This is a genomic window from Segetibacter sp. 3557_3 (assembly GCF_004354985.1).
In the GTDB taxonomy this organism is placed as follows: Bacteria; Bacteroidota; Bacteroidia; order Chitinophagales; family Chitinophagaceae; genus Segetibacter.
On the sequence record NZ_SMSK01000008.1, the window covers coordinates 125,742 to 150,178 of the forward strand.

At 44.2% G+C, this 24,437-nt stretch carries 25 protein-coding genes; 15 read left to right on the forward strand and 10 right to left on the reverse strand.

The genetic code is table 11. The features are described 5' to 3' along the window. Nucleotides 1–233: 233 nt before the first annotated feature. The 3 genes from EXU57_RS13845 (at nucleotide 234) to EXU57_RS13855 (ending at nucleotide 3,340) form a co-directional block, all read left to right on the forward strand. The gene (locus EXU57_RS13845; RefSeq protein WP_133268812.1) at nucleotides 234–2,345 is read left to right on the forward strand and encodes a peptidylprolyl isomerase; all 2,112 of its coding nucleotides are present in this window, start codon (nucleotides 234–236) and stop codon (nucleotides 2,343–2,345) included. Nucleotides 2,346–2,503: 158 nt separating this feature from the next. Further along, nucleotides 2,504–3,010: a DUF2480 family protein gene (locus tag EXU57_RS13850; protein WP_133268813.1), complete on the forward strand. Its 507-nt coding sequence runs from the start codon at nucleotides 2,504–2,506 to the stop codon at nucleotides 3,008–3,010. Then, nucleotides 3,011–3,340 carry an MmcQ/YjbR family DNA-binding protein gene (locus EXU57_RS13855; RefSeq protein ID WP_133268814.1) on the forward strand — a complete coding sequence of 110 codons (330 nt, stop codon included), beginning with the start codon at nucleotides 3,011–3,013 and terminating at the stop codon, nucleotides 3,338–3,340. A 21-nt stretch (nucleotides 3,341–3,361) separates the two neighbouring features. On the opposite strand, the gene corA is transcribed toward EXU57_RS13855, so the two are convergent. Both corA and EXU57_RS13865 read right to left on the reverse strand, forming a co-directional pair. Beyond that, nucleotides 3,362–4,459, reverse strand: a complete 1,098-nt coding sequence (gene corA, locus EXU57_RS13860) for a magnesium/cobalt transporter CorA (protein ID WP_133268815.1) — start codon at nucleotides 4,457–4,459, stop codon at nucleotides 3,362–3,364. 28 nt (nucleotides 4,460–4,487) lie between these two features. Then, on the reverse strand, nucleotides 4,488–5,828 hold the full coding sequence (locus EXU57_RS13865; RefSeq protein ID WP_165958140.1) for a M23 family metallopeptidase: 1,341 nt from the start codon (nucleotides 5,826–5,828) through the stop codon (nucleotides 4,488–4,490). Nucleotides 5,829–6,008: 180 nt separating this feature from the next. Here EXU57_RS13865 and EXU57_RS13870 point away from each other — a divergent pair, with 180 nt between their 5' ends. Continuing rightward, complete coding sequence (locus EXU57_RS13870) at nucleotides 6,009–6,614, forward strand: fasciclin domain-containing protein (RefSeq protein WP_207955479.1); 606 nt, start codon at nucleotides 6,009–6,011, stop codon at nucleotides 6,612–6,614. Between the two features lie 124 nt (nucleotides 6,615–6,738). Here the strand turns inward: EXU57_RS13870 and EXU57_RS13875 are convergent, their stop codons facing one another. The 3 genes from EXU57_RS13875 to EXU57_RS13885 form a co-directional block, all read right to left on the reverse strand. Then, nucleotides 6,739–7,506 carry a hypothetical protein gene (locus EXU57_RS13875; protein ID WP_133268817.1) on the reverse strand — a complete coding sequence of 256 codons (768 nt, stop codon included), beginning with the start codon at nucleotides 7,504–7,506 and terminating at the stop codon, nucleotides 6,739–6,741. Nucleotides 7,507–7,630: 124 nt separating this feature from the next. Next, nucleotides 7,631–8,713: a mannose-1-phosphate guanylyltransferase gene (locus EXU57_RS13880; RefSeq protein ID WP_133268818.1), complete on the reverse strand. Its 1,083-nt coding sequence runs from the start codon at nucleotides 8,711–8,713 to the stop codon at nucleotides 7,631–7,633. A gap of 55 nt (nucleotides 8,714–8,768) precedes the next feature. Next, entirely contained in the window at nucleotides 8,769–9,734 is a 966-nt protein-coding gene (locus tag EXU57_RS13885; protein ID WP_133268819.1) for an SIS domain-containing protein, read from the reverse strand. A 323-nt stretch (nucleotides 9,735–10,057) separates the two neighbouring features. On the opposite strand from EXU57_RS13885, the gene recQ reads away from it, so the two are divergent. The 3 genes from recQ to chrA all read left to right on the forward strand — a co-directional run bounded on the left by recQ (nucleotide 10,058) and on the right by chrA (nucleotide 14,846). Beyond that, nucleotides 10,058–12,364, forward strand: coding sequence for a DNA helicase RecQ (recQ, locus tag EXU57_RS13890; RefSeq protein WP_133268820.1), 2,307 nt, complete (start codon nucleotides 10,058–10,060; stop codon nucleotides 12,362–12,364). Between the two features lie 279 nt (nucleotides 12,365–12,643). Continuing rightward, on the forward strand, nucleotides 12,644–13,588 hold the full coding sequence (locus EXU57_RS13895; RefSeq protein WP_133268821.1) for an isopenicillin N synthase family dioxygenase: 945 nt from the start codon (nucleotides 12,644–12,646) through the stop codon (nucleotides 13,586–13,588). 64 nt (nucleotides 13,589–13,652) lie between these two features. Next, on the forward strand, nucleotides 13,653–14,846 hold the full coding sequence (gene chrA / locus EXU57_RS13900) for a chromate efflux transporter (RefSeq protein ID WP_262708556.1): 1,194 nt from the start codon (nucleotides 13,653–13,655) through the stop codon (nucleotides 14,844–14,846). On the opposite strand, the gene nadD is transcribed toward chrA, so the two are convergent. Beyond that, nucleotides 14,843–15,409, reverse strand: coding sequence for a nicotinate (nicotinamide) nucleotide adenylyltransferase (nadD, locus tag EXU57_RS13905; protein WP_133268823.1), 567 nt, complete (start codon nucleotides 15,407–15,409; stop codon nucleotides 14,843–14,845). The genes chrA and nadD overlap by 4 nt on opposite strands. A gap of 4 nt (nucleotides 15,410–15,413) precedes the next feature. Continuing rightward, entirely contained in the window at nucleotides 15,414–15,641 is a 228-nt protein-coding gene (locus EXU57_RS13910) for a ferrous iron transport protein A (protein ID WP_133268824.1), read from the reverse strand. A gap of 54 nt (nucleotides 15,642–15,695) precedes the next feature. Between EXU57_RS13910 and ybeY the strand changes: the two genes are divergently transcribed. The 7 genes from ybeY (at nucleotide 15,696) to EXU57_RS13945 (ending at nucleotide 21,206) form a co-directional block, all read left to right on the forward strand. Continuing rightward, on the forward strand, nucleotides 15,696–16,136 hold the full coding sequence (gene ybeY / locus EXU57_RS13915) for an rRNA maturation RNase YbeY (RefSeq protein WP_133268825.1): 441 nt from the start codon (nucleotides 15,696–15,698) through the stop codon (nucleotides 16,134–16,136). A gap of 3 nt (nucleotides 16,137–16,139) precedes the next feature. Further along, complete coding sequence (locus EXU57_RS13920; protein WP_133268826.1) at nucleotides 16,140–16,838, forward strand: CAP domain-containing protein; 699 nt, start codon at nucleotides 16,140–16,142, stop codon at nucleotides 16,836–16,838. Between the two features lie 55 nt (nucleotides 16,839–16,893). Further along, nucleotides 16,894–18,762 carry a tRNA uridine-5-carboxymethylaminomethyl(34) synthesis enzyme MnmG gene (mnmG, locus tag EXU57_RS13925; RefSeq protein ID WP_133268827.1) on the forward strand — a complete coding sequence of 623 codons (1,869 nt, stop codon included), beginning with the start codon at nucleotides 16,894–16,896 and terminating at the stop codon, nucleotides 18,760–18,762. A 136-nt stretch (nucleotides 18,763–18,898) separates the two neighbouring features. After that, a complete protein-coding gene (gene dusB, locus EXU57_RS13930) occupies nucleotides 18,899–19,936 on the forward strand; it encodes a tRNA dihydrouridine synthase DusB (protein ID WP_133268828.1) in 1,038 nt (345 codons plus the stop codon). 85 nt (nucleotides 19,937–20,021) lie between these two features. Beyond that, nucleotides 20,022–20,327, forward strand: coding sequence for a DUF4286 family protein (locus EXU57_RS13935; RefSeq protein ID WP_133268829.1), 306 nt, complete (start codon nucleotides 20,022–20,024; stop codon nucleotides 20,325–20,327). A gap of 264 nt (nucleotides 20,328–20,591) precedes the next feature. Then, on the forward strand, nucleotides 20,592–20,882 hold the full coding sequence (locus EXU57_RS13940; protein ID WP_262708557.1) for an HU family DNA-binding protein: 291 nt from the start codon (nucleotides 20,592–20,594) through the stop codon (nucleotides 20,880–20,882). A gap of 204 nt (nucleotides 20,883–21,086) precedes the next feature. Beyond that, complete coding sequence (locus EXU57_RS13945) at nucleotides 21,087–21,206, forward strand: 30S ribosomal protein THX (RefSeq protein WP_133268831.1); 120 nt, start codon at nucleotides 21,087–21,089, stop codon at nucleotides 21,204–21,206. A gap of 44 nt (nucleotides 21,207–21,250) precedes the next feature. Here EXU57_RS13945 and pdxH read toward each other — a convergent pair whose 3' ends face one another. The 3 genes from pdxH to msrB form a co-directional block, all read right to left on the reverse strand. Beyond that, entirely contained in the window at nucleotides 21,251–21,892 is a 642-nt protein-coding gene (gene pdxH / locus EXU57_RS13950; protein WP_133268832.1) for a pyridoxamine 5'-phosphate oxidase, read from the reverse strand. Nucleotides 21,893–21,979: 87 nt separating this feature from the next. Next, nucleotides 21,980–22,690: a UMP kinase gene (gene pyrH / locus EXU57_RS13955; protein WP_133268833.1), complete on the reverse strand. Its 711-nt coding sequence runs from the start codon at nucleotides 22,688–22,690 to the stop codon at nucleotides 21,980–21,982. A gap of 168 nt (nucleotides 22,691–22,858) precedes the next feature. Beyond that, nucleotides 22,859–23,353 (reverse strand): peptide-methionine (R)-S-oxide reductase MsrB, encoded by a 495-nt coding sequence (msrB, locus tag EXU57_RS13960; protein ID WP_207955480.1) that lies wholly within the window; start codon nucleotides 23,351–23,353, stop codon nucleotides 22,859–22,861. A 200-nt stretch (nucleotides 23,354–23,553) separates the two neighbouring features. On the opposite strand from msrB, the gene EXU57_RS13965 reads away from it, so the two are divergent. After that, on the forward strand, nucleotides 23,554–24,144 hold the full coding sequence (locus EXU57_RS13965; RefSeq protein ID WP_133268835.1) for an adenylate kinase: 591 nt from the start codon (nucleotides 23,554–23,556) through the stop codon (nucleotides 24,142–24,144). Nucleotides 24,145–24,437: the final 293 nt, after the last annotated feature.

Genomic DNA, 24,437 nt, shown 5'->3' on the forward strand with positions numbered 1-24,437 from the left:
GCCATGAGAAAAGGATGGTTATACACACAAATCAGTTGTTTTAAACAAGCAGGTGGGGAGAGATTTTTTTCTATTGTTATGCCTGATTTCCTTAGCCTTGAAATTTATGGTGGAAATGATCGTGCCAACGTCCAGAAACTTTAGGCCTGTACCGCGTTTCAGGCGTTATCCACATATGTTGAAACATATATTCCCCTATTTTTGCCATCCACTTTTAAAAGTTATATAACGATATGTCGGTTATTCAACAGATCCGCGACAAGTATGCGGCATTGGTTATTACATTGATTGCCTTGAGTTTGGTTGCATTTATATTGATGGATGCCTTTGTAGGTGGAGCACGGGGTGGAAATACTTCCGGTTCTACCCTGGGAAAGGTAAACGGGGAAAAGATAGATAAAGGCAGGTTCGACAATATGGTAAACCTGCAGCAGCAGGGTCAGCAGGGGGCTCAGAAAGACCAGATTGTGAATGCGGTTTGGAGCCAGACGGTCGACGATATGGTTATGGAGCAGGAGTACGAAAAGCTTGGTCTTCAAATGACTGACCGGGAATTAAATGATCTGCTGTTCGGCGCTAATCCGCCCCAATGGATGACTCAATATTTCGGTGATGGAAAGGGTAATGTGGATATTGCTAAGGCAAAGCAGTCCTTTGCTGCGTTGAAGAAGCAAAAAGGTGGAGATGCACAAAATGTAAACGATGCCCTGATTGTTCCGACAATAAATAACCAGCTGCGTACCAAGTACATGGCACTTTTAAGCCAAAGTTCATATATACCAAAGTGGATGGCTGAGAAATTTATCGCGGATCAAAACGCAATAGCACGTTTTTCATATGTTTCCGTTCCATATGCATCTATTTCGGATAGCGCGGTTAAAGTAAGCGATGACGACATCAGGAAATATGTTGATGCCCATAAGTCGGATTTCAGACAAGAGGAGTCAAGCCGCAGCATATCATATGTAACTTTTAATGCTTCCCCTTCTTCTGCTGACTCGGCAGCGGTGCTGGCCCAGGTACAAACCGCCAAATCTGAATTTGCTGCAGCTACGGATGTTCAATCATACCTTAGTCGGGTTTCAACCGAAACACCCTATTTCGATGGATATGTTTTGGGTTCCCAAATGCAAATGCCTAACGCAGACTCAATTAAATCCCTCGCGGATGGACAGGTGTTTGGGCCTTACCTTGATGGACAAAATTATGTTTTGGCGAAAATGGTTGGTCGGCGTACCATGCCCGATAGCGTTAAGGTTCGTCATATACTGATTAAGACAGGCGAAGCTGGACAACCCACCTTAGCTGATAGCGTAGCTTCTGCCCGTATTGATAGTATTGCAAAAGCCATACAATCCGGTGCTGATTTTAATGCAATGGTATTAAAGTATAGCGACGACCAGGGCAGTAAAGCAACCCAAGGTGAGTACCAGTTTGCAGCTGCGCAATTCAGTGGGTTGAGCCGTGAATTTGCGGAGGTTGCATTTTATGGCAGAACAGGAGACAAAAAAACGGTAAAGGTTGAAAATAGCGGGTATAGCGGGTACCATTACATAGAGGTCATGGAGCAGAAGGGTATAGGTCCAGCTTATAATGTAGCCTACCTGGCACGACCCATTAACGCGAGTTCAGAAACGATTAATACGTCAAGCACCGCTGCAGGACAATTTTCTTCGAATAGCCGTAATCGTAAAGCTTTTGAAGAAAACGCAAAGAAAGCAGGACTGTTGCCTATGACCGCCACTGATGTAAAAGAAAATGATTTTAGCCTCAATGGCGTTGGTGAAAACCGCAGCCTTGTTCGCTGGATTTATGAAAATAAGGTAGGTTCAGTTAGCGAGCCTTTTGACCTCGGCGATAAGTATGTAGTTGCGATGATCACATCAATTGATGAAAAAGGTGTGATGAGTGTTACAAAGGCAAGGGCAATGGCTGAACCTTTTGTACGTAATGAGAAGAAAGCCAGCATGATCATCGACACTAAGTTCAAAAGTAACCCGGCAACGTTGGAAGCTGCGGCCCAGGCTGCCGGTCAAACAATAGAGGCTGCCGACAGTGTTAGCTTTGCTCAGCCCTTCATTCCGAAGATCGGTAACGAGCCAAAAATTACGGGGCTGGCGTTCAACAAAGGTTTGCAAGGCAAGGTAAGTGCGCCGGTTGCAGGTAACACCGGAGTATTTGTAATTAAAGGCGAATCGATCTCTGCTATTCCAAATGCAGCCGTTAATGTTGATGATCAACGTCGTCAAATGGAAATGCAGCAAAAACAAATGGGTGCTTACCGTGCGATAGAAGCACTAAGGAAAGCCGCCGACATCAAAGACAATCGATTTGATTTTTATTAATAATATTCCTACCCATTTTGAAAACCCCGTGAATGCGGGGTTTTTCTTTTACACCATTTTACCGGGTGGAGTTTTGGGCAATACCATGCGTTTCCGTTAACTTTTGCTATATTAACTTTGCTGGTCCGGCGGTAACAAATCAATGCCGGTTGAGGATTATGGAGAATGTACTTGTTAATAAAGTTTCGGAAAGTGGATTGATTACCATCGATCTCGCTGAGTTTCACCCGGGTGATGCCATTGCTATATTCGACATCAAAGATTACCTATTCAGGGAATTACTGTTAAGGGAGAAAGATTTTAGAAACGCATTAGTCCAGTTGGATTGGGAGCAATACCGCGACAAAAACGTAGGTATAACGTGTTCGAATGATGCCATTATTCCGATGTGGGCATATATGCTTATCACCAGTTATTTACAGCCTGTTGCAAAGGCCATTGTTTATGGAAATAGGGATAACCTGGTGGCCACCCTTTTCTTAAAAAACCTGGCAAGGGTTGATGGCTCCGCATATACCGACAAACGTGTCGTCATAAAAGGATGTGGCGATATCAATATTCCCGAAGCTGCCTATGTGGAGATTACCAGTAAGTTGCGTCCTTACGTTAAAAGCATAATGTATGGCGAACCTTGTAGCACGGTTCCCATCTTTAAAAAGCGTTAGATGAATATTGAGGAACTTCGGGCTTATTGCCTTTCTTTCCCGCGTGTTGAAGAAGGCTTTCCTTTCGGACCGGGTACCCTGGTTTTTAAAGTAGATACCCGGGTGTTTGCCTTATGTTCTCTTGACTCAAACCCTTTAAGTTTCAACGTCAAGTGCGATCCTGAAGTTGCCATTGGTTTACGTGAGCAATACCAAAGCATTCTGCCCGGTTATCATATGAATAAGAGGCATTGGAATACCATTGTCGTAGACGGCAGTTTGCCCATTCAATTGCTGAAAGAAATGATCACTAACTCCTATAACCTTGTTGCCCGAAAAGCTCAAAGCTGATCGTTGTTTATCAATAATGGGTTAATTAAACCAGCCCCTTCTTTTGAAGATGATCAACATTACAAGTGGAATGACCAACATCAGTATCACCGTTGCATAGAATCCCCACACCTGGTGGGCGTAAGGTATAACGTCGAAGTTCATCCCGAAGATGCCCCCTATTACTGTTGCCGGAGCAAGTAGACAAGTAACGATCGCCAATACTTTCATTACCTCGTTCATTCTTAGGTTCACCTTACTGATGTACAAATCGTGTAGGTTGGTCATCATATCACGATAGTTTTCAACAAAATCGTTTGCTTGAACGATATGGTCGTATACGTCTTTAAAGTATTTTGTTGTATTGTCGTCGATTAGTTCCGTTTCGCTTTTAATGAAACCATTTACCAGGTCACGAACCGGTGAAACGTTTCGTTTGAGCACAATGAGTTCTTTCCTGAGGTCATTGATTTTCCCGAAGGAGCTGGTGTTTCCATGCCTGATGATATCTTCCTCGAGTGTTTCTATCTTTTCCCCCAATTTCTCCATCACTACAAAATACTGATCTACAATCATGTCCAGCAGGGCATAACAGAGATAATCCGCACTTCGCTGCCGGATCTTGCTTGTGTGAAGTTTAAGCTTTTCACGCACCGGGTTGAAGACGTCGCGGTGTTCATCTTCCTGGAAAGTGATTACAAAATTTTCTCCCAATACAATGCTTACCTGTTCCTGTTCAACTGCGCACTCTTCTTCATTAAAGTATAGCATGTTCAGCAAGCAATACATGATACCTTCAATTTCGTCAACCTTGGGTCGTTGACCTATGCTCAGGATATCTTCCACCAAAAGATTGTGGATTCCATATTGACGACTTATTTCTTCAACATCCTGCTTCCTGATCCCATCAATGTTTAGCCAGGTTGTGCGATTGTTGTGTTTATATATGTAGCAGCTTCCAGTGTCTGCAAGCTCTTTATGATCAATTGTATTCGCGTCGTAGTCGTATACATAAAGCCGGCTTCGGTCCGCCTCCTGCCGCATAGGCGCAACAGTTGGATTTACGATAAAAATCTCTGCTGTTCGGTGCGTATCATGTTCGGGAAAAATAAATTGCTTGAGATATCTGTCTGGTCGCATGCTTAAAATTAGGCATTCAGTCTTTATCTTAAAGCGTGGCTTTGTTTAGCCACCCGTTTTGACTTGCCACTTCAACAAAATAGTAGTTACCTGATGTGCCCAGCACCTTTATTTGCCGGCCTTTTTCTATAATAAGTTTTCTCGGCGCGTCAGGTGTGGGTGACTCCAAAAGCGCGATCGGATCAGGTGTTGTTCCTGAGCGAACAGGATTTCTTAAGGTATCAACGTGATTATGATTTATATAGCCAGTTGTGCCGCCGGGTAGCACAACCCTGTACCAGTTGGCTGTTGCGGCTTCTGCGCGAAGAATGGTATTTACTTCAGGGCTTAGCAACGCAGGCATGGCGGTTCCTGGTTCAGCATATATTTTGCTTCCCCTGGCATTTGTGCGTACAAGTTTGCCGACCACTTCTTCAGCTGCGACGATTTTAGCAGGGGTTTTCACCACTGGATCGATAAATGCAAGCGGATCAACAGCCCCTGCATTGGTGTAAATACCAAGGTGTAAGTGAGGTGCACCTCCTCTCGCGTTACCTGTTGTGCCTACCAGCCCGATTGTGTCTCCAACAGTTACCTGCTGACCATCCGTTACGAGTTGTTCGTCAAGGTGGGCGTAGTACACCACATAATCTTTACCCGAAGGTCTTAGCCAGACTGTTTTGCCTCCCAGCTTATTTTCATTTACCCTGCTGATTGTTCCGTTCGCTGTTGCAAGACAGGGCGTACGAAAAGGCGCCATAATATCAATTCCTTCATGTTTTCTTGCACCACGATCCCGTGCTGCCCCCCAAAAGCTTGCAATAGCTGCCTTAGCCTTTGGCTGAAATGGGTAAGCCAGAGAGGGTCCGGTGGTCAGGCTGATCGTGTATTCACCACTTTTCAATAGCTCTGGTTGAATACGGATATAATAATCACCATCATCTTTAATTTCATACCGTATGGCATTGGAGGCTGTATCAGCTGCAGACAGTAATTTCGGTTTATTGCCTGGTTGTTGTGCCGGCGCCCACAATTCAAAATATACGGCGAAGCCGCTTACCGGTTTTTTATTCAAAGTAATGTTCAGGAGCTGACCACGTTTAGCAATAAACTTTAAGCCAACTGCTGATGGTCGTTCAGCTGCAAAGTAGCCGGTCTCACTATAGGGTAATGTTACCGGATTTGGATTAGCAAGGCTTTTGTCTGCAGCTTCGAACCACTGTTGTCCCATTGCAGTTTCTCTCAGGCCTGCCTGGATGATGCGGTCACCATATTGCTCGTGTGCTGTTTTCTTTCCAAACAAACCCGCAGGGCCTTGTGTACCACACGAGCACAACAGTATACCGACAGCAGCCGTTATACAAGTTTTGCTTATAAGGGAAGTGTACATCCAGATGCGGTTTCCAAAATTGCGCCATAGTATTGCCTTCTCCACCATCTCATAAGGGGCGGATTGATTTTGGCAAGCTTTTAATGTTTTATTTATTTAGACAATTGTCAAGCGGGATCTTGTGAACTATTTTGGGCTTTGCCTGTTACACTATCCTGATATCTCTCCAAAGCAATATTCATGAAGAAGTCACATTTTGTTCTATTAACTGCCGGTAGTTTGTTTTTAGCTGTTGCTTGTGGTAGCACGTCCTCATCTGAGGAGATTACAAAGGATACCATGCCAAGTGTTACCAATCATGAGGGTGTTCCTGCAACAGATACATCATCTCAAATAACCGCGAACTCGCAGACTGGCTCAGCAATGTCTGCAGGGAGCAGCATTGTTCAAAATGCATCTAATTCAAGCAATCATACTACGCTGGTAGCTGCACTTAAGGCTGCGGGACTTATAGAAACATTAAGCGGAGCGGGACCCTACACGGTATTTGCACCCACAAACCAGGCGTTTAGCGGTTTGCCAGCTGGTGCTGTTGATGGATTAATGAATGGGGGAAAGAAAGATGAACTCGTGTCGCTTTTAAGCTATCATGTAATTGCCGGTGCCATCAAATCTGCCGACTTAAAAGACGGCCAGATGTTAAAGACTATTCAGGGCGCATCGTTGAAAGTGAGTGTGAAGGACGGTACTGTAAGCATAAACAACGCCCGGGTAACTTCGCCCGATCTGATCTCCTCCAATGGGGTTATACATGTTATTGACGGTGTATTGATGCCGAAAAAATAGGTAGACGGTTTCATTGTTGAGTGTTATAAATGCGGCCTCGGTCGCATTTATTTTTTATAACCAGTGCACTCGTTACTTTTCATCATTAAGGTTTAGGTCGTAGTGAGCCGCACCACCTTTCTTATTATTCTCTATTGAGCCGCAATTGACCATTGCTTGCCCGATGACTGGCCCTGTATTTTTGATAGGCAATTTGGATCATATGACCGAATTCAAGGTCGTTTAGGAGAAGGGTGATTTCATATGTTGGGCGAAATGCAACCATAAAACTGTCGAGGTTGGCGCCGGAAAGACCGGTTAATTTTCGTACCAGGCTTTTGCTATACCGGTGATCTACAAAATTCTCCTGTTCTTGTTGTAGTAGTCTCTTCTGAAAAGCCAGGGTTCTTTTGTTTTTTCGAAACTGGAATATACTAATGAGCTCATCAAGGTCGAGGCCGACACCAAAATTACCCGCAGGAGGGTTCATTGTTGTACTAAGGCCCGGCTTTTTGAAATTGAAAACCTTTGCATACGTGCTTCGGTTTTCAAGCGAGTCTAGCGTATAATTTTTTTGCTTAACGGTTACATTAGGCAGTTCTGTGCCTTTGACCATAATGGAAATATCAAAATTGTCCGGGGTTTGAATGTTTCTTACCGCAAACTTGGGGGTAGGTTTGTTGAGGAAGGAAAAGTAGATCGAGTCGGAGTCTCTTACAACAATACTATATCTACCAACAGAGTCGGTAATGGTACCACGTCCTGAAGTTGTTAGTACACTTACCGCCTCAATTGGATTTTTTTTCGAGATATCGTAAACAGTTCCACTAATTGCCAGCTGGCCTTTAGCGCCGTTTACGGCTGCTAAGCAGGCAAGGAGAACAGCAAAGTTTAAAGCGTAATGTTTAACCAACCAGTTTTATTTCTGGTGTAATATTAAGCTACCGCATTCACCTATTGCGCAACGTTAATTGATTTAACTACGTTTTTGCAGACAGATCTTTCATCTGAACTCCAACTAGTTATCCCTTAAACCGTTACAAAAACTTGTCTCCCTTATTCCGTTTTACCTCTGCAACGTATTCTTTAATTTCCTGTTCGCGATCTTGTTTGCAGATGAGCAGTACGTCTTTTGTATCGACAACGATAAAATCGTCCAGGCCCTGGAGCACCAGTAACTTATCATGGGGTGCGGATACCATACACTTTGTGGAGTCAATCACCAGAATGTTATTTCCCGCTATTGCATTGCCGAGGTAATCTTTTTCCAGGTTGTCGTAGGCGCTTGCCCATGTGCCGAGGTCGCTCCAGCCGAAGCTGCTCGGTATCACGTAAACATTATCTGCTTTTTCCATGATGGCATAGTCAATGGAAATACTCGTACAAAGGGGGTATATCTGGTCTATGGCAGCCTTCTCCCCGGGTGTATTTAGCTTATCTTTTTCTGCCGCAAAAAGTTCGAACATCTCCGGTTGATGTTTTTCAAACTCAACCAGGATAGAACCGATCTTCCAAATGAATATACCGGCATTCCATAGGAAATCGCCGCTTCCGATGAATGTTTTAGCAAGCTCCAGGTTCGGTTTTTCTGTAAAGGTTTTTACACGATAAACGTTGTCTTCTACTGATTCTGTTTCGTGCTGGATGTAGCCATATCCGGTATTTGGATAGGTGGGTTTGATTCCGAGGGTTACCAATGCCTGATTTCTTTCCACGAACTCAATTGCATGCGCACAGATATGTTGAAATCCAGGATTGTCTAATATGAGGTGATCAGCCGGGGCAACAATAAGTGATGCATTGGGGTTTTGTTGAGCGATCTTAAATGATATATAAGCAATGCAGGGCGCCGTGTTTTTGCGACTGGGTTCCGCAACAATGTTTTCCACGAGCAGACCGGGCAATTGTTCGCTAACGATATCGGTGTACTCTTCTGAGGTTACCACGAAAATGTTTTCAACAGGAATAAACGCTGCGAAACGTTCGTAGGTCCATTGTATCAGCGACTTACCGGTATTTAAAATATCCAGAAATTGCTTAGGATAATTTACCCGGCTCTTTGGCCAAAAACGACTTCCTATTCCGCCAGCCATAATGGCTACATAATGATTATTGTTCATACTTATCTGTAAGGTGCGCAAATGTAGCTTTCAGCCCCTTTCTGCGCTATTTAATTTATACAATACCTTCTTTAACAAGGTCGTGCAGGTGTAAGACACCGGCGTATCGCCCATGAATATCTAAAACAATCAACTGGCTGATGTCGTGCTTTCGCAACAAGTCGAGTGCACTTACCGCAAGTTCATCCGCCAAAATCGTTTTCGGATTTAGGGTGAGGATGTCGCGGGCAGTTATTGTTTCAAGGCTGCTGGTTCTTTCAAGCATTCGCCTTAGGTCGCCATCGGTAATAATACCAATCGGCGTGTCATCCTTATCAACTACTGCCGTTGCACCAAGCCTGTTCCGCGTGATCTCAACAATTACTTCTTTTAACGTGGAATCCTCCAATACTTTTGGCTTCGTGTTTTCGCCAAAGAGATCCTGTACTTTGAGGTATAATCGCTTTCCGAGGTTGCCTCCAGGATGAATTTTTGCAAAGTCACTGCCCGTGAAGCCACTGAGTTCCATCAGGCAAACAGCCAGGGTATCTCCCATAACCATTTGGGTTGTGGTACTGTTTGTTGGAGCCAGGTTATTTGGACAAGCTTCCTTACTAACGGTAGTGTTTATTACATAATTGCTTTGCCGTGCTAAAAAGGAGTTCATATTACCGACCATGCCGACCAGGAGGTTGCCAAACCCTTTAACTAGTGGCACGAGCACCTTTATTTCAGCACTCTCCCCGCTTTTGCTCATAAGCATAACAATGTCGTCGGGTCGGATCATCCCAAGATCGCCATGAATTGCGTCTGCCGCGTGCATAAACAAAGCTGCTGTTCCTGTGCTGTTTAGCGTTGCCACAATTTTTTGCGCTACGATAGCACTTTTACCAATGCCACTTACAATTAGCCGACCACTTGATTGGTGTACCAGTTCTACCACTTTTTCAAAGTCATCGTTAAGGTTTGCAAGTAAACCCGTAACGGACGAAGCTTCGAGTTCAATCGTCCGAATGGCAGTTTGTAGAATGGAAGATTTCATGCGTCGCAAAAGTACATGCGTTTTCTTGTGCCGGTAATAACTTATTGAAATCAAAAATTGTTTGCTAATTTACTGTTGGGGCAATAACCCGTGCAAGTGCCCCGTAATTGGAACTTTAACACCGGAACCTTTTCAAAGCTGTTGGCTTTTAGTAGATTTGCCCTCGGTTTTTAAAAAAATGCTGCAGAAGGTTATGCTGTTGAACGGAGCGTCGCAACCACTGTTCCCTCGTATTTCCACTGCCTGCTACCCTATAAAATCACATATCTTAACGAAATAATCTGAAGAGGCCACGATTGTGGAGAAGCAAGAAACATTGACAAATGGCACCAACTACCAAAAAACCTGCAACAAAGAAACCCGCATCAACAGCTGCCGCATCCCCTAAAAAGAAGATTACAAAGGCAGAACCCGAATCCACCCACAAATACGACATACATAAAGCGCTTTTAGATCACTTTGGTTTTGACGCGTTTAAAGGAACCCAGGAAGTTTCAATCAACAGTTTACTTGACGGCAAGGATACCTTTGTGATTATGCCTACTGGTGGCGGTAAAAGTTTGTGCTACCAGCTCCCTGCCCTGATCATGGAAGGCTGTGCGATTATAGTTAGCCCCTTAATTGCATTAATGAAAAACCAGGTTGACCTGGTTCGCGGTTATAGTGAAAAGGATCATGTAGCGCATTTTTTAAATTCCTCTCTTACCAAAGCGCAACAAAAAGAAGTAAAGGCCGACCTGGTTGATGGTAAAACCAAACTATTGTACGTAGCACCGGAGACACTTACCAGGCAAGAGAACCTTGACTTTTTTAGTGACCTGAAAATTTCTTTCTTCGCCGTTGATGAGGCACATTGTATCTCCGAATGGGGACATGATTTCAGGCCGGAGTATCGCCGCCTGAAAGAAATGATGACGATCATCAACCCGGATGTTGCCATAATTGCACTTACTGCTACGGCAACTCCTAAAGTACAAAGTGATATCCTTAAGAATCTGGGACTGAGGAATCCTAATGTATATATCTCTTCGTTCAACCGTTCTAACCTTTACTACGAAATACAGCCAAAGGTTAAGAAAGACCAGACCATAAAAAACATCGTACGCTTCATTTCGCAGAACAAGGGAGGAAGCGGCATTATCTACACGCTAAACCGGAAGACCACTGAAGAACTTGCCGAAATATTAGTAGCCAATAAGATTAAAGCAGTTGCCTACCACGCGGGGCTTGACTCCAAGTTACGGGCTGAACGACAGGACTTGTTTTTAAAGGAAGATACCCAGGTAATTGTTGCAACAATTGCTTTCGGAATGGGGATTGACAAGCCCGACATCCGGTTTGTGATTCATTACAACATACCTAAGTCGATAGAGAATTATTACCAGGAGACTGGCCGTGCCGGTCGTGATGGTATGGAGGGAAAGTGTATTCTTTATTACTCGCATAAGGACGTTTCGAAGCTGGAGCATTTTCTTCGGGACAAGCCGCTTAGCGAACGGGAGGTAGGTGCACAGTTGATCAACGAAACGGTGAGCTATGCCGAAAGCAGTGTTTGTAGAAGAAAAATACTATTGCATTATTTTGGTGAAGAGTGGGACACCAACGGATGTAAAAATACCGGCGGCTGCGACAACTGTATGCCGAAAGAAAAGATTGAAGCGAAAGATAATGTGGTGAAAGTGCTCAAAGCGGTGAAGGCCCTGGACGAGCGTTTTGCAATTGATTATGTTGTAAGCGTGCTGATGGGTAAGCTTACTCCACAGATCAAGATGTACCGTCATGATGCGCTGAATGTTTTTGGGATTGGCAGCGACGAAGATGCGCACTACTGGAATAGCTTAATCCGCCAGATGTTGCTTGAGAACTTTATTCGTAAAGACATTGAAGAATATGGGTTGCTTAAGTTTACGGATAATTCAGAGGTTTTTCTGAAAAAGCCTGCAAGCTTTAAGATTGCGCTTTATAATAAGTTCGACGATGCAAATGCAGAAGATGATGAGGAGTCGGACAATACCAACAACAATGTTCCTGCCGCAGCTGATGACACGTTGTTTGAAATGTTGAAGGAATTACGACAAAAGGAAGCCAAGAAAAAGGGTTTGCCGCCCTTTGTTTTGTTCCTTGAAAATTCACTCCAGGACATGTCGATTCTTTACCCGACAACCTTGAAAGAACTTGAAAAGTGCCAGGGGGTAAGTGTTGGCAAAGCCATTAAGTACGGTAAGCCTTTTGTTGAACTTATAGCTAAATATGTAGAAGAAAACGATATCGAAAAGCCGGACGACTTTGTAATGAAGAGTGTTGCGAATAAAAGCAACAATAAGATTTTCATTATTCAGAACGTAGACAAGCGTATGTCGCTTGAAACAATAGCGAAGAATAAGGACCTGAGGTTAGAAGTGTTGCTCGAAGAAATGGAGACTATTGTTGCGAGTGGAACCAAGCTAAACCTTGACTACGCGATTGATGATATGTTGGACGAAGAAGAGCAGGATGAGATTATCGATTACTTTAGAACCTGTGAGACATCGTCGTTACAGGTGGCCCAGGAGGAGTTGGCCGATAGTGGCTATGAGTGGGAACAGTTGAAGATAATGCGTATTAAGTTTTTAAGTGAATATGGTAACTAAGTTAGAACCCACCGGTCGGTGGGTTTTTTGTTGCCAGTGTGCCTCCTGTTTCGGGACATTCCTTTTTGTTGGATAAGGACTGCTTGAGATTACCTGCATTCTTTATGGCCATTTAATTGTGCTATTGTTTGTTGGCCCACTTGTAATGTTTGGGGTTTCGCCGGTTTCTCTTGATCAGACGTATGTTTTTATTTATTCTTGTGCGTTAGAGTTGCGCACAAATCACTTGCAGGTTTTTTCGACTGCGTACATTTGTGCTCTCTCATCAAATTATCGTTTATGTCTATTCCAGTAGTGGACTTGCAGGATTTCACAAGTGTGGATCCTGAGAAAAAAACAGGCTTTGTACAACAACTTGGCAGGGCTTATGAAGACGTTGGATTCGTTGCTGTTAAAAACCACGGAATCCCTGATCCACTCATTTCGCACTTGTACGAATATGTACAGCAATTTTTTTCTTTACCGTTACAACAGAAAGCCAGTTACCAGATCCCTGGTTTGGCAGGTCAGCGAGGTTATACCAGTTTCGGACGGGAACATGCAAAGGGTAGCGAGGCACCTGACCTGAAAGAGTTTTTTCAATATGGGCAGAAGGTTGAAGACGGTGATCCCGTTGGCGCTGAATACCCGCCTAATGTATCGGTTGCTGAGGTGGAAGGCTTTGATGAAACCCTTTATGCAGCTTACCGGAACTTTGAAAAAAGCGGAAGGTCGTTGTTGCAGGCAATCGCTCTGTATCTTGGTTTAGACGAGTTCTATTTTGATGCCTATATCCATAATGGCAATTCCATTCTTCGTTGTATCCACTATCCGCCAATTACCGAAGAACCTGCAAGTGCACTTAGGGCGGAACAGCATGAGGATATCAACCTGATAACCCTGTTGGTGGGTGCTTCGGCTGATGGATTAGAGATTCTTTCCAGACAAAACCAATGGGTTGGGGTTACTTCATTACCCGATCAGATTGTTGTGAATGTTGGTGACATGCTTCAACGGCTTACCAATAACAAGTTGAAAAGTACTACCCACCGTGTAGTAAATCCTTCACGTGATCTTTGGCATACGTCAAGATTTTCGATGCCTTTCTTTTTACATCCGCAAATGGATATGAGTCTGGCCTGTCTTGAACACTGCATTACTCCTGAGCACCCTAAAGCTTACCCTGATGCGACAGCAGGAGAGTACCTTGATGAGCGCTTGCGCGAAATCGGTTTAAAAAAATAGCTAACTTGTAGTTGGTTGTAAGTCAATTGTCAAAGGCTAAATACGCACACATCGATTGGTTCTTTTGCGCCATATTCCTTTTCTCAGGGCTGTTCTAAAACACAGCCTTACAGCATTTGGAGGTCCGCAGATGCATTTTGTTAGAATGCATAAGCTGTTTGTACAAAAGCACCGTTATATTTCGGAAGATGAGCTACTTGAGCTTAATGCATTTGTTCAGTTGCTCCCGGGCGCCAGCAGCAGCCAAACCCTTACACTTATTGGGTACAGGAGGGGTGGTGTTTGGTTGGCAATTATTACATTGGCTATCTGGATACTACCTGCCTGCACTTTGATGGCTGCGCTAAGCTTTTTACTGCTTTATCTCGACGTCAACCCAACGGGAAATAACATCTTCCAGTTTATTCCTGCAATGGCGGTTGGGTTTCTGGTTTATTCTGCTTTTCAAAGTTCACGAATATCCATCAAGCATCAGGCGACCTTATTGATTATGCTGGGGGCCATGGTGGTTACGGTATTGATTAAGTCGCCATGGGTTTTCCCTACACTCATTATACTGGGAAGCGTCATCAGCAACTTTAGCGACAAGCGGATTCCAAAGCCGGCTGAAAAGCCAAAGCCCATCAAGTGGGGGAACCTTTCGCTGTTTGTCGCACTGTTTGTTATAGCCGGTATCATCAGTGAAGTTGCGCGTATTCACCAATGGGAGATGCGGAAGCCGATCAATCTTTTTGAAAACTTTTATCGATTTGGCAGCCTTGTATTTGGTGGGGGTAGTGTACTTATCCCAATGATGTTTGAGCAATATGTTAACCGTCCGCAAACACGTTACATCACGGCCGGAGACTTCCTGACGGGCGCAGGCATGGTACAGGCTTTTCCAGGTCCCGTTTTTTCGATAGCCTCCTTTGTTGGTGGGATGGTATTAAGGGATATGGGGCCGCAATACCAGGTATTGGGAGCTGTCATCGGGAGTGTTGCCATTTTTCTTCCCAGCTTATTGCTGGTACTCTTCTTTTACCCCATTTGGCAAATCCTAAAGAAACACGTCATCGTATTTCGAGCAATGGAGGGGATTAACGCAGTTGTTGTTGGAATTATGTGGGCGGCTACTATACTCTTGTTCAAATCGATTTCTATTCCATTTGTATGGTCAAATCTTGTTGGCGTTGTGGTTACTTTTTGTTTACTGAAGTTTACCCGCTTTCCATCCCCGTTTATTGTACTTGCTGCTTTGCTGCTGGGCTGGCTACTTTAGTGGTAGTAACGGTTGATTTCAATTTCATTTAAGACTTTATCGGGGAGCAGGTACCTGACTGATCGTTTAGCAGCTATGGCACTCCTGATATACGTTGCGGAGATGTCGAGTAATGGGGCGTCGAGTAGCTGCACATTTTCCTGGTTCGATTCAACTGTAAAGCCAGGGCGCCGGTATATAAGGAGATTGTAGTCCTTTTTTATGAGTTCAGCATTTTTCCATTTATCAATGTTTTGATAGCTATCAGAACCCATAATAACAGAAAAGAGGTGTTGGGGATATTTTTCGTGTAGATAAACGAGGGTGTCGATTGTATAAGAGGGCCTGGGAAGTTTGAATTCGATGTCTGAGGCTCTCAGGCGATTATCGCCCTCTATTGCCAGGTTCACCAGGTGTAACCTGTGGTATTCGTTTAAAAGGCTACCTGCTTTCTTCAAAGGATTTTGGGGGGAGACGATAAACCAGACTTGTTGTACATGCCCCGCTTCAACAATTGTGCTTGCAATGATAAGGTGGCCTTGGTGAATGGGGTTAAAGGAGCCGAAGTACAGGCCTATTCGCATGTTGCTATTTTTCGTCTTCTACAAGAATGTACTCGGCTTCATTCAGGCGCAAACTCAGGTTGTACCCTGCAACAGAAATAGAAATGGGATCACCAAGGGGAGCTACCTGCTCAACCTTCACCCTTTCTCCCGGTATACAGCCCATCTCCATCAATTTAATAAAAATCTCATCTTGTTCGAAGGAGTGTATTACTACCGTATGTCCTACTTGTACCTCTGACAACTTTTTCATTTCGCTCCAAAAGTATCTGCTCTATAGCGTAAATACTTACGAAATTTGGAGTAAATGTTTTCTTTGGCTAAAATACATTTCCATCATCCGTACAAAAGGAGTAGGCTACCGAAGTCGGCAAAACTCAAATCCTTTATTGAGAGGATTTTTGAAGGTGAAAGACAGGGTTTAGAAAGGTTAGATTATATTTTTTGTTCTGACGAGTACCTCCTCGACATAAACCGCTCCTTTCTTAATCACGATTATTATACGGATATCGTTACGTTCGATCTTTCGGCTGCGTCCGGGAGTCCTATTATAGGGGAGCTATACATCAGCATTGACAGGGTTGTAGAAAACGCTGGTCTGCTTAATTGCGATGTTCAGCATGAGCTGTTGAGGGTGATCTTTCACGGGTCGCTTCATTTATGTGGTTATAAAGACAAAACGAAAAGTGAAATAACAGGGATTAGGGAACGCGAGGACTACTATTTGCGTCTCTTTGCTTTAAACTGATTGATGAAAAGCATTTTGTTCCACGTGAAACCTTTACTGTTCGGCGCTTGCTTGTTTGTGTTTACTACTTGTACGTTTGCTCAACATTTCGGTACTGCTCGTATCGAGGTGAAACCGTTACCGGCCTTTCCTTCAAAGCAAGCAGTAATAGAAGCTAGTTATGTTTCCAGCCCGCTTTTCTCTTCATTATCACCCGATGTTAAGGAATGGTATTATTGGACAAATTATACCCGTTTGAGGCCGCGAGCAATGTGGGACAGTGTAATTGAGCCCATACTCAAGATTTACCCTAACTTAAATACGGGATACGCAAAAAGCTTAAAACAGGATCTATACCAGGCTACAAACCTGCCTCCGTTAACTCCCAATAGTAAATTGCTCGACCTTGCTTTCGGACACGCCCGTGATCTTGCCTCTAACAATGCTCGTGCTTCTCATTCTTCTACCAACGGCGCTACTTTTGATGATCGTATGACCCGGGCAGGCATTCTAAAGTGTGCTGGTGAGAATATCAGCGTTGGCGCGATGAATACTATCATGTCCCTGGTCTTTCTTCTTCTTGACCAGGGTATACCCGATGTGGGTCACCGTAAAGCTTTACTAAACCCCCGGTATACTGAGGTCGGAATAGGTCTTGCGAGGTATAAAGATGGAAATGTAGTGGTTGTGCAGGATTTCGCCTGTCCCCAGACCATGAAGTGATGTTCCACGTGGAAACATTTTCGTGTGTGTATCTTTGATGTCCTAAATAAATTAGATGTTCCAAAAATATGATGTGATTGTTGCGGGAGCCGGTCATGCTGGTTGCGAAGCTGCAGCTGCTGCCGCAAACCTGGGCAGCAAGGTTCTGCTCATCACGATGAATATGCAGACAATTGCACAAATGAGCTGTAATCCAGCTATGGGAGGGATTGCAAAAGGTCAGATCGTTCGCGAAATAGATGCACTTGGTGGGTATAGCGGGATTGTGACGGATGAAAGCATGATTCAATTTAGAATGTTGAATAAAAGCAAGGGTCCTGCAATGTGGAGTCCGCGTGCGCAAAGCGATAGGAACTTATTTGCGAATAAGTGGCGTGAGATGCTGGAACATACGCCTAATGTTGACTTTTACCAGGATACGGTAAGTAGTCTTATGATCAAAGGTGGTAGAGCTTGTGGTGTTGTTACCGGCCTCGGGCATGAGATAGCTTCAGATGCTGTTGTAATTACTAGTGGAACCTTCCTGAATGGTGTAATTCATATAGGTGAGAAGCAGTTTGGGGGAGGGAGAATGGCGGAAAAAGCAGCAACCGGAATCACTGAGCAACTTGTATCGATTGGCTTTGAGAGTGACCGGCTAAAAACCGGAACTCCCCCACGAATTGATGGACGGAGCCTGGATTACAGTAAAATGGAAGAGCAGAAAGGGGATGAGGAGATGGTGGGATTTTCCTTCCTGGATACCAAAAAGATTACACCTGAGCAACAACGTAGCTGTTTTATAACGTACACTAACCCTGAAGTTCATGATATGCTCAAAACCGGCTTTGACAAAAGCCCGATGTACCAGGGAAGAATTGAGGGTGTAGGCCCACGTTATTGCCCTAGTATCGAAGACAAGATTAACCGTTTCGCTGAGCGTGAGCGTCACCAGCTATTTGTCGAGCCGGAAGGCTTTAACACCGTTGAAATATATGTAAATGGCTTTTCGACGTCCTTGCCCGAGGAGGTTCAGCATACCGCGTTGAAAATGGTGCCTGGTTTTGAACAGTGTAAGATGTTCCGCCCAGGATACGCGATTGAGTACGATTATTTTCCACCAACACAGCTTACCTATTCATTAGAGACAAAAGGAGTTTCAAACCTATTTTTTGCTGGCCAGATAAATGGCACAACGGGGTATGAAGAAGCGGCTTGCCAGGGATTGATGGCTGGTATAAATGCTCACCTGAAAGTTCGGGAAGAGGCACCCTTTATCCTGAAAAGAAGTGAGGCTTATATAGGTGTACTTATAGACGATCTTATCAGCAAAGGCACAGACGAACCGTACCGCATGTTCACCAGCCGGGCCGAGTATCGCACACTATTACGACAAGACAATGCTGACCTCAGGTTAACAGAACGGAGTTACAGGATCGGACTGGCTTCAAAGGAGAGAATGGATAAGGTAGCAGCCAAACAGAGTAATGTTGAATTGCTTAAGGGCATTTTGAAGGATTACTTTGCAGAACCAGAGGAAATAAATGCCTACCTGGAGACTGTTCCATCTGCACCATTACTTAAAAAACAACGTATCAACCAGTTGTTGTTGCGACCAGGTGTAGGATTAAGTGCAATGCAAAAAGCTTCAGACAAACTGGACCAGCTACTTGAGCCCTACGATGAAGATACCCTTCAGCAAACAGAAATACAGGTTAAATACGACGCCTATATTACTAAAGAAAAAGAGTTGGTAGATAAGCTGAATACCCTCGATCAATTGATTATACCCGATAGCTTTGATTACGCCAAGATTGTTTCGCTTTCGAATGAGGCAAGGCAGAAGTTTCTTAAAATTCGTCCAACAACATTAGGCCAGGCAAGCAGGATCAGCGGGGTGAACCCTAGTGATGTACAAATCTTAATGGTGTATATGGGTCGCTAGCCATACGGGCTGCATATTAAGGTTAAAGAATGGACTTGCTCCTGGACAGTTGATAGTGGCCTCAAAATGATGGACCAACCTTTCTAGGATCGTTTCACAGGGGTGCTTTTTTGATTGAACTAACACAAACAATAACATGGTTACGATTGGCAATATAAATCTTCCGGACTTTCCACTCTTACTTGCACCAATGGAGGATGTAAGTGATCCGCCTTTTCGTGCAGTATGTAAGGATAACGGAGCAGATCTGATGTATACTGAATTTATCAGCAGTGAGGGTCTGATAAGGGATGCCATAAAAAGCAGGAAGAAGTTGGACATCTTTGATTATGAGCGTCCGATTGGCATCCAGATATTTGGTGGGGATGAGGACAGCCTTGCTATGGCGGCCCGAATTGTAGATGTGACAAACCCTGATCTGCTGGATATCAACTTTGGATGCCCAGTAAAAAAGGTGGCGTGCAAAGGTGCAGGAGCAGGGGTGTTGAAAGACATTGATCTGATGGTTAGATTGACCGACGCAGTAGTAAAATCAACCAAACTACCGGTTACGGTGAAAACCCGGCTGGGCTGGGATGAGAATACCAAAAATATTGAGGAAGTGGCTGAACGTTTACAGGATGTAGGCATCCAGGCACTTGCCATTCATGGACGTACCCGCAGCCAGATGTATAAGGGTCAGGCAGATTGGACCCTTATCGCTAAAGTTAAAAATAACCCGCGTATCAAGATCCCTATTTTGGGAAACGGAGATATCGACAGCCCGGGTAAGGCACTTGAATACAAAAACCGTTATGGTGTAGATGGGATCATGATCGGTCGGGCAGCAATCGGGTATCCGTGGATATTTCGTGAAATCAAATACTTTGTTGAACATGGTGAGTTGGCGGCTGCCCCTACACTTGAAGAGCGCATAAGCGTAAGTAAAAGTCACCTGAGAAAATCGGTGGAGTGGAAAGGCGCCGTTGTCGGCATAAATGAAATGCGTAGGCATTATGCAAACTACCTGAAAGGGCTACCTGACATAAAGCAGTATAGAAACCGCCTGGTTACATTGAAAACAATTGAAGAGGTTGAAGCTGTACTTGATGAAGTGTATGCGCATTACCAGGGCTATTCATTCGAGCGTTCAGAAATTGTGTTGGAAAATTATCATGAGCACTGCGCTATTTAGAACAACCAATCCCACTAGTCTCTATCATGGATCATACGAGGAAGTCATCGCCCTAACACCGTAAAGCGCACAAAGCAAACACATTATGTTAGTTTATAATATAACGACCAAGGTTGACTGGTCTGTTGCCGAATTATGGCTTGAGTGGATGCTGAACGAGCATGTACCAGAAATTCTTGGAACGGGTTGTTTCGAGAAACATCAACTCGCGCGCCTTCTGGATGTAGATGATGAGGAGGGACCCACTTATGCCATTCAATATTACGCTTCAAGCCGGCATAAATATGATGAATATATCACCCGCTACTCGGCGGAATTTAGAAAGCAGGCCATCGAGCGATGGGAAAACAAGTTTATTGCGTTCCGATCCCTGATGGAAATCGTTGTTTGATGTGGAAAGTAGGGGTCTATCGACTTAATTCTACACATTTCAGATTTGTCCATATGACGATTACTTACGCCCAAGGCGGGTCTTTAAAAAGCGAAAGCCTTGCTGGACGTGGGTTGTGGCGTTTAGAGGACCAGGGTTCAGTTTGGTTTTATCACATAATAATGACGAAAGGCTTGCTGCTGGCGGGTTTCAGAGCGAGCCCCGAGTGCTTCTGGAACCAATTATAGTTTTGGAAATAAGCAAAAGCAAATAAATTTGTTCGTTATAACTACTAAACTCTTTAACATGAACAAAGCTGAATTGATCGCCCGGCTCTCGGAGGATGCTGATATTACTAAAACACAGGCTAATGCCGCTCTTGACTCTTTTGTAGACGCAGTGACCAAAACCCTTAAGGGTGGGGGAAAGGTGACCCTTGTAGGATTTGGTACTTTTTCCGTTTCGAAACGCGTGGCACGGAATGGACGTAACCCGCAAACAGGTGCGGTAATTAAGATTAAAGCGAAGAAAGTTGCAAAGTTCAAAGCTGGTAAAGAGCTTTCTGCAAGAATATAATGCTCATAAATATTTAAAATGTCATAAAAGCAGGAAAGTATTCCTGCTTTTCGATTCTCCGGAATTTGCGAATTGCAATGCGCTAGTTTGTTAAACCTCACTCCCGGACCTGGCTAAATCGATCACATCTGAACCTTCTCGATAACATGCTTGCTCAATTAAGCAAGTTGATGTACGTTTGCAATCCACTAAAGGAAAATAATTATGGGAAGAGGTGATAAAAAAACCAAAAAAGGTAAGATTTTCAAGGGCTCATTTGGCAAAAGCCGTCCTGCCCGCCAGCCGAGAACTGATAAAGTTGCTGCTGAGAAAAAAGAAGCTTAGAAAGAAATGGTGGTTCAATAGGGTCACCATTCTTTATTTAATGGCTACGGCGCCAGGCGTTCAATTTTCCAATTACCCTGAAAGTCCTTTTCATAAAGTATACGGTCGTGAAGCCGGCTTGGCCGACCTTGCCAGAACTCTACCCGATGAGCTTTTACCCGGTATCCGCCCCAATGAGGAGGCCTGGAAATCGGTGCTTCTGAAAACTGAAGCCTAAAAGCTTCAAACTTCTCTTCAAGTTCGGCCCTGGACATAATTTGACTTTGCGGTGATGCCCATGCCCCGATCCTGCTTCCTTCGGGCCGGGAATGATAGTAGGCATCGCTTTCTGCTTCGCTAATCTTTTCAACGACTCCTTCAATTCTCACTTGTCGCTCCAGTTCTCTCCAAAAGAAAACAAGCGCAGCATTCGGATTTTCGTCGAGTTCTGTTCCTTTGTGGCTATTGTAATTGGTAAAAAAAACAAAGCCGTTTTTATCAAAACCTTTCAACAAAACAATTCTCGCAGATACCTGGCCTCCCCTTGTTGCTGTTGCAAGTGTCATTGCATTAACTTCTTCTATCGAACTTGCCAATGCTTCATTCCACCAAACGCTAAATTGTTCGTTAGGATCCTGGTGAACATTGTCTTCCAATAGGGTCTGCAGTTTATAGTCCTTCCTGATATCCGCAATATTGTTTCGCATCGGTTGTGGTTTTAGCAAAAGTACACGGTTCGTAGCCGCAAAAAAAAGCGACCAATTGGTCGCTTCAAGATTATAGGTCAGGAGCTGTTAACTTACGTAGGTTCCAACATTTTTTCCTTCAACCACCTGCAGTAGCGTTCCCGGAGTATTCATGTCAAAAACAATGATGGGCAGATTGTTTTCCTGGCAGAGCGTAAACGCGGTCATATCCATTACCATCAACTTCTTAGCAATAACATCGGAAAATGTAATTTTCTCGAACCTTTTTGCGGTTGGGTCCTTTTCCGGGTCGGCAGTATAAATTCCATCAACACGGGTTCCCTTTAATATTACATCTGCTTTTATCTCAATTGCCCGTAGTGAGCCCGCGGTATCGGTTGTGAAATAGGGATTACCGGTTCCGGCGCCAAAAATAACGACCCTTCCTTTTTCAAGGTGCCTGATTGCTCTTCTCCGAATGTAGGGTTCCGCTATTTGTTCCATTTTAATGGCGCTTTGTAAGCGCGTATAAACGCCAATTTTCTCCAAACCGGCCTGGAGCGCCATACCATTAATTACGGTCGCAAGCATTCCCATATAATCTCCCTGCGCCCGTTCGATACCCGTTTCCGCCTCATTCATCCCCCTATAGATATTTCCCCCGCCAATTACAACAGCAACCTGTACGCCTAGATCAATCACTTGCTTAATGTCTTGCGCATACTGCGCAATCACAGCCGCGTCAAGTCCGAAGTTCTTATTCCCCATCAGGGCTTCACCGCTTAGCTTCAGTAGTATTCTTTTGTATTGAGGGAGCATATCTTAAGTTTCGGTGCAAAGAAAACTAAAATGTAAGGGTTGAAAAAATAATCCTTTACACCGGAAATCGCATCGCGGGCTGGCTTTTAACTACTTAGCACCGGTTGACACGGAACTAACGAAATACTATTTAGTATTCACAGATCAGAAGTAATCCCCTTAATGCTGTTAACCAGCATCCGGGTAATCCTGACCTGTGTTTTTATCGTACTGTTTAGCTGCCTCAGCAGCCTCTTCAAAATTGAGTACAACCCCATTGATGCAATAGCGGAGACCAGTAGGCTCAGGTCCATCGTCGAATACATGACCGAGGTGCGCCTTACAGCGGCCGCATTGTACCTCCGTCCTTTCCATGCCATACGCATGATCGGGGGTGTACAGTACTGCCCCTCGGCCAACGGGTTCATAGAAGCTGGGCCATCCACATCCACTCTCAAATTTTGTATCGCTCCTGAATAGCGGGTTCCCACATGAAGCACAGTAGTAAGTTCCTGTTTCGTTGAAGTTTTCAAACCTGCTGCTAAAAGGTTCCTCTGTGCCTTTTTCCCGGGCTATGTGGTATACGTCGGGTGTAAGCACTTGTTTCCACTTCGCATCGCTAAGTACAACAGGGTTTTTAGCTGATGGATTGTAAAACGGATTAACTGGATTGGTGGATTCCATGATGCATGGTTTAAGTATACCTGGTGCTGAACAGCAGTAATACGGCATTACGAATTTACGAACCGAAGGTTTGAAAACCTGTATTTGCCTCAGCCAAACGGCCATATAATAAAATAGTAGTTTATACCCTCTCCCTTTTGTTAAATGATTTTTAAACCCATAGCCTTATATTTGTTGTTCATCCAAGGTTATTGACCAGCATGTTCAACATCATTTTGTTTGGCCCTCCGGGAAGTGGTAAAGGTACTCAAAGCGAAAAACTGATTGAAAAATACGGTTTAAAGCACTTGTCCACAGGAGATCTTCTTCGTTCAGAAATTGCTTCAAAAACCCCGCTGGGCCTTGAGGCAAAGAACTTTATGGACAAAGGACAATTGGTGCCTGATGAGGTAGTAATCGGGATGATTAGCTCTGCACTTGATACCAACCCACACGTACCCGGATTTTTATTTGATGGTTTTCCCCGCACTGAAGCGCAGTCAGAAGCGCTGGACAAATTACTAAAACTGAAGAAGACTGAAATAGGGGTAGTACTTGCATTGATCGTTACAGAAGATGAGCTGATAAAAAGGCTCTTAAACCGCGGTTTAACCAGCGGAAGACCTGATGACAATAATGAAGAGGTCATCAGGGCGCGGATTGTAGAATACCACCAAAAAACGTCAGCTGTAGCAGAGTATTACAAGCAATTCGACAAAGTTGTATACGTAAAAGGCGAAGGCACGGTAGACGAGATTTTTGAACTCTTAACATCAGAAATAGACCAGCGCAATCAACCCGTTACGCAATAAGTAAACCAAAACCCCCTGCAACAGCCTCCCCACCCGGAGGCTTTTTCTATTTATTGCTAAAAGGATCCATGTTTTGCCAGGCTAATTGACAGCATGAAATTACTGGAGCTTCAACCGGTAAGCTGCTACGGTTGCAGCATCCATTGCTTAGCCCGGCAGTATGGTTATAAACCAGCACGGAGCACGATGCCATGAAAAGCCAAGAGTTGAACCGAGCCCGTCCGAATGGATGGCCGGGCGGACGTGGCAAGAATGAATCATTATTAACATATGACGGTCACCAAAAAATACTT

Excerpts from the sequence above, each read along its gene's own strand:
- EXU57_RS13845 (WP_133268812.1), top strand. The coding sequence starts at position 234 with ATGTCGGTTATTCAACAGATCCGCGACAAGTATGCGGCATTGGTTATT.
- EXU57_RS13850 (WP_133268813.1), top strand. The coding sequence starts at position 2,504 with ATGGAGAATGTACTTGTTAATAAAGTTTCGGAAAGTGGATTGATTACC.
- EXU57_RS13855 (WP_133268814.1), top strand. The coding sequence starts at position 3,011 with ATGAATATTGAGGAACTTCGGGCTTATTGCCTTTCTTTCCCGCGTGTT.
- corA (WP_133268815.1), bottom strand. The coding sequence starts at position 4,459 with ATGCGACCAGACAGATATCTCAAGCAATTTATTTTTCCCGAACATGAT.
- EXU57_RS13865 (WP_165958140.1), bottom strand. The coding sequence starts at position 5,828 with ATGTACACTTCCCTTATAAGCAAAACTTGTATAACGGCTGCTGTCGGT.
- EXU57_RS13870 (WP_207955479.1), top strand. The coding sequence starts at position 6,009 with ATGAAGAAGTCACATTTTGTTCTATTAACTGCCGGTAGTTTGTTTTTA.
- EXU57_RS13880 (WP_133268818.1), bottom strand. The coding sequence starts at position 8,713 with ATGAACAATAATCATTATGTAGCCATTATGGCTGGCGGAATAGGAAGT.
- EXU57_RS13885 (WP_133268819.1), bottom strand. The coding sequence starts at position 9,734 with ATGAAATCTTCCATTCTACAAACTGCCATTCGGACGATTGAACTCGAA.
- recQ (WP_133268820.1), top strand. The coding sequence starts at position 10,058 with ATGGCACCAACTACCAAAAAACCTGCAACAAAGAAACCCGCATCAACA.
- EXU57_RS13895 (WP_133268821.1), top strand. The coding sequence starts at position 12,644 with ATGTCTATTCCAGTAGTGGACTTGCAGGATTTCACAAGTGTGGATCCT.
- nadD (WP_133268823.1), bottom strand. The coding sequence starts at position 15,409 with ATGCGAATAGGCCTGTACTTCGGCTCCTTTAACCCCATTCACCAAGGC.
- EXU57_RS13910 (WP_133268824.1), bottom strand. The coding sequence starts at position 15,641 with ATGAAAAAGTTGTCAGAGGTACAAGTAGGACATACGGTAGTAATACAC.
- ybeY (WP_133268825.1), top strand. The coding sequence starts at position 15,696 with ATGTTTTCTTTGGCTAAAATACATTTCCATCATCCGTACAAAAGGAGT.
- EXU57_RS13920 (WP_133268826.1), top strand. The coding sequence starts at position 16,140 with ATGAAAAGCATTTTGTTCCACGTGAAACCTTTACTGTTCGGCGCTTGC.
- mnmG (WP_133268827.1), top strand. The coding sequence starts at position 16,894 with ATGTTCCAAAAATATGATGTGATTGTTGCGGGAGCCGGTCATGCTGGT.
- dusB (WP_133268828.1), top strand. The coding sequence starts at position 18,899 with ATGGTTACGATTGGCAATATAAATCTTCCGGACTTTCCACTCTTACTT.
- EXU57_RS13935 (WP_133268829.1), top strand. The coding sequence starts at position 20,022 with ATGTTAGTTTATAATATAACGACCAAGGTTGACTGGTCTGTTGCCGAA.
- EXU57_RS13945 (WP_133268831.1), top strand. The coding sequence starts at position 21,087 with ATGGGAAGAGGTGATAAAAAAACCAAAAAAGGTAAGATTTTCAAGGGC.
- pdxH (WP_133268832.1), bottom strand. The coding sequence starts at position 21,892 with ATGCGAAACAATATTGCGGATATCAGGAAGGACTATAAACTGCAGACC.
- pyrH (WP_133268833.1), bottom strand. The coding sequence starts at position 22,690 with ATGCTCCCTCAATACAAAAGAATACTACTGAAGCTAAGCGGTGAAGCC.
- msrB (WP_207955480.1), bottom strand. The coding sequence starts at position 23,353 with ATGGAATCCACCAATCCAGTTAATCCGTTTTACAATCCATCAGCTAAA.
- EXU57_RS13965 (WP_133268835.1), top strand. The coding sequence starts at position 23,554 with ATGTTCAACATCATTTTGTTTGGCCCTCCGGGAAGTGGTAAAGGTACT.